Source organism: Nostoc sp. XA010, assembly GCF_020829625.1.
Classification (GTDB): Bacteria; Cyanobacteriota; Cyanobacteriia; order Cyanobacteriales; family Nostocaceae; genus Nostoc.
This window is the reverse complement of the sequence record NZ_JAIVFX010000017.1, coordinates 13,516-30,635: the sequence shown is the minus strand read 5'-3', so window position 1 is coordinate 30,635 and position 17,120 is coordinate 13,516. Positions and strand designations below refer to the sequence as shown.

Sequence of the window (17,120 nt, the reverse complement as noted above, 5' to 3'; positions counted from 1 at the left end):
TGTAATGTTTAAATTAGCAGGGTGCGTAGGCGTAGCCCGTTGTAGACATCCCTATTCTCGCAATAACATTCACTCATTCACGAGTATCAAAGACTCGTTAACGGAGTTCAAAAACTCATTCACAAAGCTCTGAGGTTCATCGACGAAGCTTTGAGGTTCATCGACGAAGCTTTGAGGTTCATTCACGAAGCTTTGAGGTTCATTCACGAAACTTTGAGGTTCATCGACGAAGCTTTGAGGTTCATTCACGAAGCTTTGAGGTTCATTCACGAAGCTTTGAGGTTCATTCACGAAGCTCTGAGGTTCATCGACGAAGCTTTGAGGTTCATTTACGAGTATCAAAGGTGCGTTACGCTTTCGTGCTAAAACATCCTACGACTATGATCGCTTTATAATTGCAATATCTACGACGGGCTACGCCTACACATCACCAACCCTACAGGCGATCGCTTTATGGCATACATTGAATATAGTTAGCAGTCGGCAATTCCATGAATATTCGTCAAGAACTTCTAAGTCTGATTGAACAACTGAATGATGAGCAGTTATCAGCATTGCTTGATTTAGCTCTTTCTTTCAAGAATGGTGAAAAATCTGCTAATCCTGCTGTTGAATCTCAGGCTTATCAGAATTGGGTAAGCCCTGAAAATGACATTTACGACGAAGTATTTGCTGATGAACTTACAGCGCGGTGATGTTGTGTTGTGTCGAGTCCCCATGCCTTCAACGGGATTGGCAACAAATCCATAAGCACTTATCCCAATTCTCTTGATGGAGAGGCGGTTTCGGGAGTTTGAGAAGATGGTTTACTCAAGAAGAAATTCCAGATTCTTTGAATAGCTATTATTAGAAAACCAATCACAATCACTCCTGCTACCACTGGTAAAGCTAGCGCTAGTACAGAAAGTCCGATGGCGACGAGCAACTCAATGGTTGACACAACAGGATTGGTTAATCCACCAGAAACGCCAGTAGAACTTATCCGCAATATATTCGTTAATCCCTGAGTTAATCCTGCGGTTCCACCACCAGCAACTAAAGCTAACGTCCATTGCGCCAGTGGATTCATCTCTGGAGCAACAGATGCTGTGACGATTGTCCCGGCGATAAATGCCGCAGGGGTAGCTACAATATCCAGCAGATGATCCAACCAAGGAATGTAATAACCGATAATTTCTAGTAAACAAGCGACTGCAAAGACAATTACAGCTTGAGGTGTTTCCACCCAATCAAAGTTAGTCGGCAAATCTAAATGTCCAAAAACTGAAGCCACACTCAATGCTAGCAGTGGTACAAATACTCGAAAGCCAGCCGCCGCGCTCAAACTAATCCCCAGTAATAATTCAATAAATGTATTTAGATTGAACAAAGAATTTAAATCCATAGTAAGACTCAAGTTATACTCCTGGTGTTTTTTCCATCTTTGAGCTGAACGGAGTAACAACTCTAAGCTGTGATCCCAAGATAAGAAACTTGGCGGAAATATTTCATCTGACTATGTGTAGAATTCAGTGAAACCCCACCTGTATCAATACCGTGTAGGTTTGCCTAAAAATAGCTCCAATGTAGGTTGCGTTGAAGAACGAAACCTAACCTACAAATCTGGGCTTTGTTTGTAAGCCAGCGACCTCTACGAGTGATATCATGTCCGCATAATTTAGTTATGCTAACCACAGTCATTACAACCACCCCCAATCCCTCCCCGCTCTTCGGGCTACGGTGTACACACAAGTCGAATTACCCCCCTTAATCCCCCCTTATAAAGGGGGGAAATAGGAAATTTGGTTCCCTCCCCTTTATAAGGGGAGGGTTAGGGTGGGGTAAAACCTTGGTTAATCAGCTATTTCAGACTTACCACCAACGTTGATAAATCAGGTCGAAATGAGCCAATAGTGAGTTTCAGCAAAACAGACTTTATTAAAAGATGCCGAAAATATCACAATCTTGGAAAATAATAAAGTAAGTCGAGTATCACAAGACTCACTTTATTTCCTCATTTATTCTAGGAAAATATGACTCATTCTTTCCTTGAACGCCTGCGTAGTCCAGATAGCCCAGTCCTCGTCTTCGACGGGGCGATGGGAACCAACTTACAAACCCAAAACCTCACTGCTGAAGACTTCGGCGGCCCACAGTATGAAGGTTGTAACGAATACTTAGTCCACACGAAACCCGAAGCTGTTGCTAAGGTTCACCGAGACTTTCTCGCTGCTGGTGCAGATGTGATTGAAACGGATACCTTTGGTAGTACGTCCCTGGTGCTGGCAGAATATGACTTAGCAGACCAAGCCTACTACCTCAGCAAGACAGCCGCAGAATTGGCCAAGCGTGTCGCTGCGGAATTTTCCACGCCAGAAAAACCCCGGTTTGTGGCAGGTTCCATCGGCCCGACAACGAAACTTCCTACCTTGGGACATATTGACTTTGACACCATGAAAGCTACTTTTGCTGAACAAGCAGAGGCGCTGTGGGATGGTGGTGTTGATTTATTTCTGGTGGAAACTTGCCAGGATGTGCTGCAAATTAAGGCGGCGCTGAATGCCATTGAAGAAGTGTTTGCCAAAAAAGGCGATCGCCGGCCGTTGATGGTGTCTGTGACAATGGAAAGCATGGGCACAATGTTGGTTGGTTCAGAAATCAGCGCTGTGGTGACAATTCTGGAACATTACCCAATAGATATTCTCGGTCTAAACTGCGCCACAGGCCCAGACTTGATGAAACCACATATCAAGTATTTGGCAGAACATTCACCATTCATCGTTTCCTGTATACCCAACGCGGGTTTACCTGAGAACGTCGGCGGTCAAGCGCACTACCGCCTGACACCGTTGGAATTACGGATGTCATTGATGCATTTTGTTGAAGATTTGGGTGTCCAAGTGATCGGGGGTTGCTGTGGGACACGTCCAGAACACATTCAACAATTGGCAGAACTTGCTAAAGACCTAAAGCCAAAAGTTAGGCATCCTAGCTTAGAACCAGCAGCAGCATCAATTTACACAACTCAGCCTTACGACCAAGATAATTCTTTCTTAATTGTTGGCGAACGTCTCAACGCCAGTGGTTCCAAGAAGTGCCGCGATTTGCTAAATGGCGAAGATTGGGATGGACTCGTTTCAATGGCGAGGGCGCAAGTCAAAGAAGGCGCACATATCCTTGATGTCAACGTCGATTATGTAGGACGCGACGGCGTGCGCGATATGCACGAATTAGTTTCGCGCATTGTTAATAATGTGACATTACCTTTAATGCTCGACTCCACCGAATGGGAAAAAATGGAGGCGGGTTTAAAGGTTGCCGGTGGTAAGTGTTTGCTGAACTCCACCAACTATGAAGATGGAGAACCGCGCTTTTTGAAGGTGCTGGAGTTAGCGAAAAAATACGGTGCTGGTGTAGTTATTGGTACTATCGATGAAGATGGGATGGCGCGGACAGCAGATAAAAAGTTTGCGATCGCACAACGCGCATACCGTCAAGCTGTAGAATATGGCATACCACCCACAGAAATATTCTTTGATACCCTAGCGTTACCAATTTCCACCGGGATTGAAGAAGACCGAGAAAACGGTAAAGCCACAATTGAATCTATCCGGCGGATTCGTGAAGAATTGCCTGGATGTCATGTGATTTTGGGTGTTTCCAATATTTCCTTTGGTTTGAATCCAGCCTCGCGGATGGTGCTGAACTCGGTATTTTTGCACGAAGCAACAACGGCGGGAATGGATGCAGCGATTGTCAGTGCTAACAAAATTTTACCGTTATCTAAGATTGACGCCCGCCATCAAGAAATTTGTCGCCAGTTGATTTATGACGAACGGAAATTTGAGGGTGATGTTTGCGTTTACGATCCCTTGGGAGAGCTTACCACAGTGTTTGCTGGGGTAACGACAAAACGCGATCGCTCCTTAGATGAAAGTCTCCCCATCCCAGAACGTCTCAAACGCCACATCATCGACGGCGAACGCATTGGCTTAGAAGAACATCTCAAAAAAGCCTTAGAAGAACATCCTCCCTTGGAGATTATCAACACTTTTCTGCTAGATGGCATGAAAGTTGTCGGGGAATTGTTTGGTTCTGGACAAATGCAGCTACCCTTCGTCTTGCAATCTGCGGAAACCATGAAAGCGGCTGTTGCGTTTCTAGAACCGTTCATGGAAAAATCAGAATCGGGCAACAATGCCAAGGGAACCTTTATCATTGCCACAGTCAAAGGCGATGTCCACGACATTGGTAAAAACTTGGTGGATATCATCTTATCCAACAACGGCTACAAGGTGATTAACCTGGGAATTAAACAGCCGGTGGAAAACATCATCAACGCTTACGAACAGCACAAAGCTGATTGTATTGCTATGAGTGGTTTGCTGGTAAAATCCACCGCCTTCATGAAAGAGAACTTGGAGGTATTCAACGAAAAGGGAATTAGTGTCCCCGTGATATTAGGTGGTGCGGCGCTGACTCCCAAGTTTGTCTATGAAGATTGCCAAAATACCTATAAAGGTAAAGTTGTTTATGGCAAAGATGCCTTTTCTGACTTGCACTTCATGGATAAATTAATGCCAGCAAAGGCAACTAATAACTGGGAAGATTTGCAGGGATTTTTGAATGAAGTCGAAACGGCTGAAGTTTCGACAAATGGTCACAAAGAACCAAAAGCTACAACTGCTGAAAAAACATCTGCTGAACCAAAAGTAGTAGATACGAGACGTTCCGAAGCCGTGGCGATAGATATTGAACGTCCCACGCCACCTTTCTGGGGAACGAAGTTGTTGCAGCCTAGTGATATTCCCATCGAGGAAATATTCTGGCACTTAGATTTACAAGCTTTAGTTGCTGGACAATGGCAATTCCGCAAACCAAAGGAACAATCTAAGGAAGAATATCAGGCTTTCTTGGCTGAGAAAGTATACCCAATTTTAGAAACTTGGAAACAGCGAATTATTGAGGAGAATCTGTTACATCCCCAAGTGATTTATGGGTATTTCCCTTGTCAAGCCGAGGGCAATTCTCTACATATATATGACTCAGAAAGTCAATCACAACAGGTTGCGACTTTCGAGTTTCCCAGACAGAAGTCTTTAAGGCGGCTGTGCATAGCAGATTTCTTTGCACCGAAGGAATCGGGAATTATTGATGTCTTCCCCATGCAGGCGGTGACTGTAGGTGAAATTGCCACAGAGTTCGCCCAAAAGCTGTTTGCTGCCAATCAATACACTGATTATCTGTATTTCCACGGAATGGCGGTGCAGGTTGCAGAGGCTGTGGCTGAATGGACACACGCCAGAATCCGCCGCGAGTTAGGTTTTACTGCTGAGGAACCTGACAATATTCGGGATATATTAGCACAACGCTATCGTGGCTCACGGTATAGTTTTGGGTATCCAGCTTGTCCAAATATCCAAGACCAGTATAAGCAACTGGAGTTATTGCAGACTGACAGGATTAACTTGTATATGGATGAAAGTGAACAACTTTATCCAGAGCAGTCTACTACTGCGATTATTGCTTACCACCCGTTAGCAAAATACTTTAGCGCGTAGAATTCTACCCCATTCCCTCGCCTCACTTCCGGCGAGGATTGAAGGGGTAGGGAAATCCGAATAAGAAAATGGGGGCAAACAACGCTCAAAAAAGGTGCGATCGCCTAAGCTATGCTTTTAAAATCCTAATTGGTATCGTGCCCTTCTTTATTCTCCGGGTTTATTCTGGGAAACAGAGGGTTACGCTGTATTAACCACTATCATCATTTCAGATACTAACATCGAAGAATTACCAATTATGCTAGAACAAGGCACTATCAGTATTCATACTGAGAATATTTTCCCGATCATTAAAAAATCGCTTTACTCAGACCACCAAATCTTCTTGCGGGAACTGGTATCCAACGCTGTAGACGCCATCCAAAAGCTGAAAATGGTATCCCGCGCCGGAGACTATGCTGGAGATATCGGCGAACCAGAAATTGAAATTGCCATTGACAAAGATAAGAAAACTCTCTCCATCTCCGATAACGGTATCGGGATGACCGCAGATGAAGTTAAGAAATATATCAATCAAGTTGCCTTCTCTAGTGCTGAAGAATTTATTCATAAATATGAAGGCAAATCAGATCAACCGATAATTGGTCACTTCGGACTTGGTTTCTACTCTTCCTTCATGGTGGCGCAAAAGGTAGAAATTGATACGCTGTCATACCAAGAAGGAGCGCAGGCAGTTCACTGGACTTGCGATGGTTCCCCAGCTTTCACCCTAGAAGAATCGCCCCGGACAACTCGCGGCACTACTATTACTCTTAGCCTGCAAGGAGAAGAAGAGGAGTTTTTAGAGTCTGCACGGATCAAGAATCTTGTCAAGACCTACTGTGATTTCTTGCCAGTACCGATAAAACTGGAAGGTGAAGTATTAAATAAGCAAAAAGCACCGTGGCGAGAGTCTCCGAGTAATCTGAGTCAAGAAGATTATTTAGAGTTTTACCGCTACTTGTACCCTTTTCAGGAAGAACCTCTGTTGTGGGTACATTTAAATACTGACTATCCCTTTATCATCAACGGGATTCTATATTTCCCGAAAATGAGGCCGGATGTAGATGTTACGAAAGGGCAAATCAAGCTATTTTGCAATCAAGTTTTTGTTAGCGACAACTGCGAAGAAATTATCCCGCAATTTCTGACTCCAATGCGGGGTGTGATTGATAGTACCGATATTCCTCTGAACGTATCGCGTAGTGCTTTGCAAGGCGATCGCACCGTGCGGAGAATTGGTGATTACATTGCCAAAAAAGTAGGCGATCGCCTCAAAGAACTTTTCCGCGACAACCGCGAACAATACATTAGCGCTTGGAAGGATCTTGGTACTTTTGTAAAATTCGGCGTTCTCAACGACGAGAAATTCAAAAAACAAATTGAAGATATCATCGTCTTCCGCACCACCGCCAAACTGACAGAAAAAGTTGCTGCTGAAACTCCAGTAGTTGAAGTTCAGTCTTCAGACGGGGATGCTTGGCAAGATGTTACTCCTTCACCCAGTTCTGACTCAGCACCCAGCGCTCCTTACACCACGCTGAAAGAGTATCTAGAACGTAACAAAGAACGTAACGAAAACCGGGTTTTCTACAGCACTGATGAAGCAACCCAAGCTACATACATAGAACTGCACAAAAATCAAGGCTTGGAAGTCCTGTTTATGGACTCCTTCATCGACACCCACTTTATCAACTTCCTAGAACGGGAATATCAGGATGTGAAGTTTACGCGCGTAGACTCAGATTTAGATAATACTCTGCTGGAACAAGATAAAGATAAGGAAATTGTCGATCCCAAGACGAATAAAACTCGGAGTGAGACAATCAAAGAGTTATTTGAGAAATCTCTCAATAAACCCAAACTCAATATCCGCACCGAAGCTTTAAAATCAGACGATCCTCATGGTACACCACCTGCGATCGTGCTTCTACCAGAGATTCTCCGCCGTATGCGGGAAATGAACGCCATGATGATGCAGCAGCAGTCAGTAGAATTTCCCGAAGATCACGTTTTGCTGGTGAATACTGCTCACCCGTTGATTCAAAATCTGGCAAATCTTAACCAAGGTAGTATTATTCAAGGTGACGGTCAATCGCCTACAGATCAGTTAGTGAACTTGATTTGCCAACACGTTTACGATTTAGCGCTGATGTCTCAGAAAGGATTTGACGCTGAAGGGATGAAATCTTTCGTCGAGCGATCGAATGAGGTACTTACCAAGTTGACAGAACAAGCTAGTAAGTAAGAATAGTTAGGAGTTAGGAGTTTGGAGTTAGGAGTTATTTCTCCCCTTGCTTCCCCTGCTCCCTCATCTCCCCACTCCCCACTTCTGTTGCCTAAGACCTAAAATGGAAAGGCTGTATTAAAATAACAATCTGGAGATACTTGCTATGTCGCGTCGCTGTGAACTAACTGGTAAGAAGGCAAATAACGCCTTTGCTGTTTCCCACTCCCACCGCCGTACTAAACGCCTTCAGCACGCTAATCTGCAAAGCAAGCGTGTTTGGTGGGAAGCTGGAAATCGTTGGGTGAAGTTAAAGTTGTCTACCAAAGCAATCAAAACCCTACAAATTAATGGGTTAGAAGCAATGGCAAAAGAAGCTGGTATTAACCTAAATCATTACTAAGTGAAATACAGGTGATTCGGGGCGTACAGGTAGCTGTGCGCCCCTAATGCTAATTACATATTGAGTAGTAGGCTTTTTAATACGCTTCGGATTTTTTTGATGAAAATTATATATCACAAAGACGCGATAAATCGCCGTCTCTACAAAAAACTAATTATTGTAAAGATGGCGATTTATCGTGTCTCTTTCCTTAACTGAACCGTATTGGCTCTGTACCCAAAATCAATTACGAATTATTCAGTCTTACTGTTATATCTGCTTTTGTACCCAAAGACGAAAAGCTTTGAGTGTTGCATTTTTGCCTGCTGTTGTACTTTGCTCTAGATATTGGGGAATCGTTTCAAGTAGTTTAAATTTAGGAAAATTTAGGCTTTGCTGAGACTCTACATAATGTCCGTCTTGCAGAACATTAATTTGGAGCTTTCCTTTATCAAAACGCCAAAGCTCAGGTACTTTTAAAGCTTCATAGATATTAGGATGAGTGCGAGAAGTAATATCAACTTCTAGAGCTAAATCTGGAGGAGGATCTACTGTTAAATCTAGTCGCTTCTTGCCACGAATCTTGGCTTCATTTTTTATATAGAAACATTGATCAGGTTCTATACCTTGAGCCATTACTTGATTTTTGAAAGTGGTAGAGCCAAGGCTGATAAACTCAGTATTTAGCTCTTCCAGAAGCGCTTTGACTAAATCACTAATAATTTCTTTGTCATATTCATGTTCTGGCGGTGGTGCCATAATCTCCAGTATTCCCCTGTCATAAGCAATTCGTGCAGCACGATGCTCTCCTAAATCTTCTAGAATTGCTTCCAATTCCTGCCAGGTTACATCTCGCAGTAGCACTCTTTGTCCTGGTGGAACATGGATGCGCTTTAATTCCAACAACATCATCTCCACTCCCAGTAGCTCAAACGTAAATTTAGCTTACTCCAGTTAATGCAACAATTGTTTGCTGCAATTTTCCGATGCTTGGATACACAGCAGTTTGCCGTCAGATATCGCCTGCTTAAAAAGCTCTTTATTGAAGTGTATGGGGCGATCGCTCCTAAAAAAGTGTAATTTAAAAAAAAACCTCTGGAAACTCCAGAGGCTTTGGTTCCTGATTTAGTTTCTACTGCTTACTACAATTTCTCCTCAGTCATTTCCCGATAATGACCGAAATTATCACAAGTACGCATAACATCACGCTGATTGCCAGCAAATCTAGAGGAGGATACCTTGTTAATAGCGCAAATTAATTCTTCACCTGTGGTTGCGAACCAGGAATCGTTACATCTATTGGTGTCACCTTTACTGCTAGCTGCGTCAATGGCGGTTGAATAGCGGTTTGATTCCCTACCACTAGAGTTACTATCTTTTCTGGCTTGAGGTATTCTCGTGCTACTCGTTGCACATCAGCAGCTGTGGTGGCGGCGACGGCTTTTTGATAGCGAAAGAGAAAATCAGCAGGATAGCCGTAATATTCGTATCGCATCAACCGTGATAAGGTTTGACCAGGGTCTTGAAAGTTAAATACAAAGGAGTTGAGTGTAGACTCTTTGGCAAAAGCGAGTTCTTTTGCTGTAACTCTTTGAGTTTGGATACGCTTGATTTCACTTTGTAAGGCTTTAACAAACTGGACGGTAGCATCCGATCGCGTTTGTCCACCAGCAATAAACATGCCAGGATAGTCGTAGCGAGGACTCCACTCGCCATAAACAGAGTAAGCTAAACCTTGACGCGATCGCACTTCATTAAATAAGCGTCCACCAAATCCACTTAAAACCCCATTCAATACATCCAGCGCCGCATAATCAGGATTGTCAAACCGTCCACCTAAATGGCCAATAAGCACACTACTTTGTGTTAATTGTGGCTGATTGACAAAAAAGACTCCACCTGGATTAGCTGGCGAAACGTTTGGTAATTTAGGTTTAGCAATGCCTGGGTTGCGGTTCCAGTCGCCAAAATTAGCTTGAATGAGCGATCGCATTTTCTTGGAATCAAAATCCCCCACAATCCCTAAAATCATATTATTGGGGTGGAAATATTGTTGATAAAACTTGAGCAAATCCTCACGCTCAACCTGATCTACCGTTGTATACTCTATCGTGCGAGCATAAGGACTATCTTTCCCATAGATCAATTTCTTAAATTCTCGACTAGCAATACTATCTGGATCGTCATTGCGACGAGCAATGCCACCCTTAGCCTGTGTCTTAGCCAAGTCTAGCTTTTCTTGAGCAAATACTGGCGATCGCAGCACCTCGGCAAACAGCCCAAACACCGTTTCTAAATCTTCACTCAGTGCGTCAAAGCTAGCACCACCAGAAGCTTCACCAATACTAGCTTCCACAGATGCCGCGCGTTGTTCCAATATCTCGTTGAGTTCATCAGCCGAATGCTTCTTAGTTCCTCCAGTTCGCATCACCGCGCCTGTAAAACCAGCTAAACCAACTTTTCGTTGTGGTTCCAAGCGATTTCCTGTCCGCACAAACGCCGTTCCATTCACCAACGGTAATTCGTGATCCTCCATCAAATAGACAATCAAGCCGTTTTGAAGCACAAACCGCTCATACTTTGGTATCTTAATTTCAGGTAGCGCTGGTAGCTGCAACTGAGTATAGTGCTTTGCCTCAGCCGTCGCCGCCAGAGAAAAATTACAAGTTAAAAGTAAACACGCAAAAACACCAACCAAAGCATAAATTAACCCTTTCCCATTTTTGATTTTCAACGCTATCTGCCTTTTACCCTTCACCTTAAACCTCTGCATATCTCTCTACCTTTGCGCCCTCTGCGCCTCTGCGGTTCGTTTCTCTTATCCTTCTTTCGACAACAACTTCCCAATCGTGCGATTTTTCGGCGTAAACGTCTCCTTTGCCACCCGCACAATATCAGCCGTTGTCACCGCCGAAATATCATCCAACTGCTTAAACAAATTCCGCCAAGAGCCAGTTTTCACCTCATATTCCAACAATTGTTGAGCCATCCCCATATTTGAATCGAGGGTACGTAACAAACCCGCCCTTGCTTGGGTTTTCACTCGTTCCAAATCAACCCTAGCTACAGGCTCAGTTTTTAATTTGTCAATTTCTTGGCGCAAAGCTACCGCCAACTCATCAACCGTATGACCAGGAGCCGTGAGAGCATAGAATAACATCAGGTTTGGGTATTTATCTCCAGGAAATCCGCTAAAACCTTGAGCATTTAGCGCCAAACGTTGCCTTTCTACCAAAGACTTATACAACCGCGATGTGCGTCCATTACTTAATAAACTGCCAATGATTTCATAGACTGCATTATCTGGATGGGTAATTGCCGGACGATGATAACCTTCTAAATACCAGGGTTGAGAAGGTAACTGTAAAGTAACTTCCCGTGTTTGTTGTTGTGACGGTTCCACCGGGATTTCTTCAACAGCTTTGGTTTTTGCCGGATAGCGGCCAAAATAAGTTTGCGCCAGTTTTTTTACCTCAGTCGGGTTAACATCTCCGACAATGGCAATGGTTAAATTACTTGGTACGTAGTGAGTATCAAAAAACTTTTGCACATCTTCAGGTGTCAAGTTGCGGATATCTTCGTCATAACCAATCACCGGCCGCCTGTATGGATGAACTTTGTAAGCAGTATCAATAAATTTCTCCACCATCAATCCAATAGGTGAATTCTCTATCCGCATCCGTCGTTCTTCTAAAATTACATCTTTCTCTTTATAAAACTCACGACGAATTACAGGATCGAGAAATCGTTCCGACTCCAGCGACATCCAAAGTTCCAGCTTATTAGCAGGAAAACTGTACAAATAACGGGTAGCTTCAGTTGAAGTATTGGCATTTAAACCCACACCTCCCGCTTGTTCGACAATTTGACCCAATTCGTTTTGCTTAACAAGCTTGCCTGCTTGCGATTCCACTTGCTTAAACTCAGCTTCTAACCGAGCAACCTCATCTTTTTTGCCATCGGCTTTCGCTGTTTTAATTTCAGCATCCAACCGTTCTAAGGTTTCTAATAGAGGTTTTTCTGCCTTGTAGTCTTCTGTACCAATTCGCGTTGTACCTTTAAACGCCAAATGTTCTAGAAAGTGAGCTACACCAGTTTTGCCATCTGGCTCATCTACACCACCGACATTAGCATAAGTAATAAAAGAAACTACAGGCGCTTGATGTCGTTCCAAGACAATGAATTTAAGACCATTGTCGAGGCGAAACTCCGTTAACTCCTTGATAACTCGATTCAGATAAGGTTGAATCGAACTTTGAACTGGTGGAGTTTGAGTTTTTGTAGGTTGCAGCACTCTTTGGGGAGGGGGTGCGGTCTGAGTTTGAGCCAGAGCAATTTCTGGCAGCAATCCGCACCAGAGGATAATCAAAGCCAACGAAGCGACAAACAACCGCCGCAATATGACAGATACTTTATCTGACCAATCCAAAATCCCCAATCTAAAATCTAAAATTGACCGACTGATCTGGTTCATAAGCGCAAATTAAGATAAAGTTACACTACCTAAAAAACTAGGTACGTAGCAAAAAGACGTTAATCTTGTATTAAGCTTGTTAGGCTTTTTTACTTGACGTTAGACAATAATGCTACAAATCGTGTTCCGCAAATCTCACCTTAACTGTTATGCGAGTTTTTAATTCTTCCCCACCCTCAGAAGCTCAGACACGCACCCGGATTTTACAGGCAGCACAACGGTTGTTCGCCGCTCAGGGATTTGACGGCACTACTACCCGCGATTTAGCACAGGCGGCAAGTGTAGCTGAAGGCACTCTATTTCGTCATTTTCCCAATAAAAAGGCAATTTTGGTGGAAGTAGCGACGAGTGGATGGGTGGAGATTCTCACAGATTTGCTAACAGAATTAAGTGAAATGGGCAGCTATAAAGCCGTAGCTCAGGTGATGCGTCGCCGGATGTGGAATTTCCAAAAAAATGCCGATTTAATGCGCGTTTGTTTTATGGAGGTGCAGTTTCACCCCGACTTGCGCGATCGCATTCAATTAGAAGTCATTACCAAAATGTCCGATGTGGGCGAAGCATTTTTTCAAACAGCGATGGATAAAGGCATTTATCGCAAAATGGATGCCAAGCTGGTAGCCAAAGTTTTTTTAGGAATGTTTGCGATCGCAGGTTTTTCCAACAACACCATCATGGAACCTGACGCTTCCCCTCAACAAATGCAGGAAATGGCAGAAGGACTTGCTGATATCTTCCTTAATGGTGTTTTAGCCAAAGATTAAGGAATTGGGCATTGGTTATTTCCCCTCTACTTCCCCTGCTCCCTCATCCCCCACTCCCTACTCCCCACTCCCCACTATTTTCGCTTGCTGACTCCACTGTTGTACTAATTCAATCGCTGGACACAAATCTCGTCGCTGCATTGTTGCTACCTGCAAGCGCATAATTTGTTGGTGCAATCTGTGAGTGGGAGTCTGAGCTAACTGTGCAACTGAACCAATACCTGCATGGAGCAATAAACCACAATATTGTATGCCTACACTGGGAATACGCGCTAAGTCAGCTAAAGCCATCCATTTATTTACATACTGAAGATGAATCTGTAGTTTATTTGCTAATGCTAGTCTTTTCTCTAGAGTTTTCCCTTGTTTGATTAGCGCTACTGTACTAGGAATTCCACAATCGTGCAATTGAGATTGTTCCTCGTGGCTTAGTCCAGGTAATTGCTCAATTGGCCAGTCACGAGATTGGATACGACTTTGATTATTTGTATTTTTAGCAGACATTTTTGAAATTAAAATATAGGCTTATTTAGATATTGTGACAGGAAGAAGACGCGATCGCCTCGCATCGCGTCTGACATTAAAATGGAGGTAAAATCTCTCCAATTTTGCTCGTATACGGTGATTGCAGGAAGTTTATGACCCCGATTCCGAGAAGCACAGCCCAGTTATATGGGAACTCCAAAAAATAAATTATCCAATTTTTGGAATCAAAACGATTTTTTCTCCCCCTGCTCCCTGCCCCCTGCCTCTATAGCGATGGTATATTTTTTTATTTGGAAGTCCCTATGAAACAGATTTTGTCGCATGGACAAAAAAAACTGTGCAACTCATTCGTGGTGGACAATTTGAAAAAAATGATAAGTCAGAAGAATTATTATTGTCTGGCAAATCAGGAAACAAAAGATTTTAGATGGCTATTAGCTATTCTTGCGCCCCAGCTTTTTGCAGGCTCCGCACCACATTTTTATAACCATTAAATTCTGCAATCATTAAAGCAGTATAACCACCCCGGTTTTTCAAATTCACATCTGCCCCAGCTTGGAGTAACAACTGCACAATTTCGCCGTAACCTACTGAGGCAGCCCACATCAATGCTGTTGCCTTCGCTGAGTCTTGAAAATTCACATCTGCCCCATTTGCCAGCAACAAGTGTATTATCTCCGTGTGCTTGCGTTCGGTTGCCTTGATCAAAGCAGTTTTGCCATCATCGTTCGCAGTGTTGGCATCAGCACCATAGTGTAGCAGTACTTTTACTGTTTGGGTGTGTCCCTGTGATGCAGCCAACGTCAAAGGTACTTCACCGAGGTTTTTCTCAGCAATATCTGCCCCGGAATGCAACAATGCTTCGACGATATGGCTGTGTCCCTGCAATGCTGCTACAAGCAGTGGCGTATCACCCAGGTGGTTCCTAATTTGGACATCTGCACCCCTGTTAAGTAACACTTGCACAACATCAATGTAGCCTTCCACAACGGCAAGGTGTAGGGCTGTTTCACCATCTTGGTCTTGGAGATTAATTTCAGCACCTCGATTTAGTAAAGCTGCTGCGATCGCACTATGTCCAGCAGCAGCTGCTGCCGATAGGGCAGTTGCACCATCGGCGTTTTTCACATTCACATTAGCCCCGACTGCTAGCAGTGCTTCCACAACCTCTAGATGTCCCAAATCTGCCGCTAATGTTAAGAGTGTCTCACCTTCCTCATCTCGGATATTGACATCGATACCAGTTTGGAGAATTGCTTGTAAAACTTCTATTTGTCCCTGCTTAACGGCGAGTTTCAACGCAGTATCATCATCTTTATCTGCGATATTCACCTTTGCACCAGCAGCCAATAAAACTCGCACTACATCGACATGACCTTTAACTACAGCTGCCATTAAAGCTGTGCTGCCATCTTCATTAGTTGCATTGACATCAGCACCTTTAGATAGTAAAAGCGGCAAAATGTCAAGCTGTTTAGCACTAGCCGCCAACATCAAAGCTGTCAAACCATAGAGTTTTCTGTGCAAGTTAATATTTGCCCCAGCATTTAATAGCGATCGCACAATTTCGGTGTAGCCTAAATTAGCAGCAAACATTAACGCCGTCGTGCCAAGGCGATCGCACGCGTCAACCCTCGCACCAGCAGCCAGTAGCGCACTCAGATGCTTAATATCCCCATTTTTAGCTGCTTGTAGCAGCAAAGTATCATTGTTTTCAGTCATGGATGAGATCCCACACAGGGGGTTTTGTTCGTCTACCCTCAAAATTTAGTCTGAGATTGTTTATCCACTTTGGCAAGAGGTTTATGCAATTTAAAATTTACCAGAAAAATGGGTTCAAAGCCCCGTCGTTCTACGACGGCTTTTTCTTCTATTTTTAATTAATCTTATACCAATCGTGATAGTATAAGACAGGAGGTAAAACGATGCTTGTTTTTGAGTTCAAAGCTTATGGGAAGTCAGCGCAATTAGTCGCAATAGATGATGCAATCCGTACTGCCAAGTTCATTCGGAATAGCTGTATTCGGCTATGGATGGATTTTATTGGCACGGGTAAAAACGATTTGCAGAAGTATTGTGCTGTACTTGCGGCTAACTTCCCCTTTGCAAATGAACTCAATTCAATGGCTAGGCAAGCTTCTGCTGAAAGAGCATGGTCTTCTATCTCCAGGTTTTATGACAATTGCAAGAAGGGTATTCCAGGCTTAAAGGGGTATCCTCAATTCCAGAAAGATTGTCGCTCGGTTGAGTACAAAACATCAGGATGGAAGCTTGCAGATAATCGTAAATCAATAACTTTCACTGACAAGAAAGGTATTGGTCGTCTAAAACTCAAAGGGACTCGTGATTTGCACTTCTACCAAATTAGCCAGATTAAACGGGTGAGACTGGTAAAACGTGCAGATGGTGTGTATGTTCAGTTTTGTATTGACATAGAACGTTCTCTTGACATAGAACCAACTGGTAACACGGTCGGTTTAGACGTTGGACTTAAAGAATACTACACCGATTCTGAAGGGAGAATGGTTGAGAACCCAAAATTCCTACGTATTGGTGAAAAAGTTGTTAAACGTTCACAACGTCGAGTTTCGAGAAAGGTAAAAGGTTCAAAAAATCGGGGTAAGGCTAGGCTGATTTTGGGTAAGCGCCACCTCAAAATAAGTAGGCAACGTAAAGACCATGCTGTGAAATTAGCACGGTGCGTAGTTCAGTCTAACGACTTGATAGCCTACGAAGATTTGAGGATTAAAAATATGGTGAAAAATCATTGTTTAGCTAAGTCTATTAATGACGCTTCTTGGTATCAGTTCCGTGTCTGGATTGAGTACTTTGGCAAAGTATTTTCAAGGGTCACGGTTGCGGTAAACCCGCAATATAGTACCCAGGAATGCTCTCGTTGCAATGAAATTGTCAAGAAAACACTATCTACTAGAACCCATGTTTGTAAATGTGGTTGTGTGATGGATAGAGACAAAAACGCCGCGAGAATAATCCTTAGTCGAGGGTTGGGTACGGTAGGGCATACCGGAACCTTTGCGCTAGACGCAAGCAACGCTTGGGGAGATAAAACCTCTACTCAGTCTGGGGAAACCCTGATTGAGCAAGTTATGTCTTAGATTCAAGAATCCCCGTGCGTACCCTTCGGGAACGCCAAGGGCGAACACGCCGGGGAGTGTCAATCATTCTAAATTCAAATTCAATAAAAGCAGTCTTGGCAAACATTCTAGCTATTGGGTTGATAAAAATTATTCTCTTTCTTAGCCTCTTT

At 43.5% G+C, this 17,120-nt stretch carries 13 protein-coding genes; 6 read left to right on the top strand and 7 right to left on the bottom strand.

What is annotated here, in order from left to right; translation table 11 throughout:
* Nucleotides 1-69 precede the first annotated feature (69 nt).
* Nucleotides 70-342 carry a hypothetical protein gene (locus LC608_RS22510; RefSeq protein ID WP_229555635.1) on the bottom strand — a complete coding sequence of 91 codons (273 nt, stop codon included), beginning with the start codon at nt 340-342 and terminating at the stop codon, nt 70-72.
* 149 nt (nt 343-491) lie between these two features.
* On the opposite strand from LC608_RS22510, the gene LC608_RS22505 reads away from it, so the two are divergent.
* A complete protein-coding gene (locus LC608_RS22505) occupies nt 492-695 on the top strand; it encodes a hypothetical protein (RefSeq protein WP_229555634.1) in 204 nt (67 codons plus the stop codon).
* 59 nt (nt 696-754) lie between these two features.
* Here LC608_RS22505 and LC608_RS22500 read toward each other — a convergent pair whose 3' ends face one another.
* Nucleotides 755-1,384, bottom strand: a complete 630-nt coding sequence (locus LC608_RS22500) for a DUF4126 domain-containing protein (protein ID WP_229555633.1) — start codon at nt 1,382-1,384, stop codon at nt 755-757.
* A gap of 628 nt (nt 1,385-2,012) precedes the next feature.
* Here LC608_RS22500 and metH point away from each other — a divergent pair.
* The 3 genes from metH to rpmB all read left to right on the top strand — a co-directional run bounded on the left by metH (nt 2,013) and on the right by rpmB (nt 8,149).
* The gene (gene metH, locus LC608_RS22495) at nt 2,013-5,540 is read left to right on the top strand and encodes a methionine synthase (protein ID WP_229555631.1); all 3,528 of its coding nucleotides are present in this window, start codon (nt 2,013-2,015) and stop codon (nt 5,538-5,540) included.
* Nucleotides 5,541-5,778: 238 nt separating this feature from the next.
* Nucleotides 5,779-7,767 (top strand): molecular chaperone HtpG, encoded by a 1,989-nt coding sequence (gene htpG / locus LC608_RS22490; RefSeq protein WP_229555629.1) that lies wholly within the window; start codon nt 5,779-5,781, stop codon nt 7,765-7,767.
* Nucleotides 7,768-7,912: 145 nt separating this feature from the next.
* Nucleotides 7,913-8,149: a 50S ribosomal protein L28 gene (gene rpmB / locus LC608_RS22485; RefSeq protein WP_109011633.1), complete on the top strand. Its 237-nt coding sequence runs from the start codon at nt 7,913-7,915 to the stop codon at nt 8,147-8,149.
* Nucleotides 8,150-8,398: 249 nt separating this feature from the next.
* On the opposite strand, the gene LC608_RS22480 is transcribed toward rpmB, so the two are convergent.
* From LC608_RS22480 to LC608_RS22470, 3 genes are all read right to left on the bottom strand, one after another.
* Entirely contained in the window at nt 8,399-9,037 is a 639-nt protein-coding gene (locus LC608_RS22480) for a Uma2 family endonuclease (protein ID WP_229555736.1), read from the bottom strand.
* Nucleotides 9,038-9,383: 346 nt separating this feature from the next.
* A complete protein-coding gene (locus tag LC608_RS22475) occupies nt 9,384-10,901 on the bottom strand; it encodes a pitrilysin family protein (protein WP_229555628.1) in 1,518 nt (505 codons plus the stop codon).
* 45 nt (nt 10,902-10,946) lie between these two features.
* Complete coding sequence (locus tag LC608_RS22470) at nt 10,947-12,602, bottom strand: pitrilysin family protein (RefSeq protein WP_229555627.1); 1,656 nt, start codon at nt 12,600-12,602, stop codon at nt 10,947-10,949.
* A 149-nt stretch (nt 12,603-12,751) separates the two neighbouring features.
* Here LC608_RS22470 and LC608_RS22465 point away from each other — a divergent pair, with 149 nt between their 5' ends.
* Nucleotides 12,752-13,366 (top strand): TetR/AcrR family transcriptional regulator, encoded by a 615-nt coding sequence (locus LC608_RS22465; RefSeq protein WP_229555625.1) that lies wholly within the window; start codon nt 12,752-12,754, stop codon nt 13,364-13,366.
* Between the two features lie 57 nt (nt 13,367-13,423).
* On the opposite strand, the gene LC608_RS22460 is transcribed toward LC608_RS22465, so the two are convergent.
* Both LC608_RS22460 and LC608_RS22455 read right to left on the bottom strand, forming a co-directional pair.
* Nucleotides 13,424-13,870 (bottom strand): DUF4332 domain-containing protein, encoded by a 447-nt coding sequence (locus LC608_RS22460; protein WP_229555623.1) that lies wholly within the window; start codon nt 13,868-13,870, stop codon nt 13,424-13,426.
* Nucleotides 13,871-14,290: 420 nt separating this feature from the next.
* Entirely contained in the window at nt 14,291-15,574 is a 1,284-nt protein-coding gene (locus LC608_RS22455; RefSeq protein ID WP_229555622.1) for an ankyrin repeat domain-containing protein, read from the bottom strand.
* A gap of 203 nt (nt 15,575-15,777) precedes the next feature.
* Here LC608_RS22455 and LC608_RS22450 point away from each other — a divergent pair, with 203 nt between their 5' ends.
* The gene (locus tag LC608_RS22450; protein WP_229555621.1) at nt 15,778-16,968 is read left to right on the top strand and encodes a transposase; all 1,191 of its coding nucleotides are present in this window, start codon (nt 15,778-15,780) and stop codon (nt 16,966-16,968) included.
* Nucleotides 16,969-17,120: the final 152 nt, after the last annotated feature.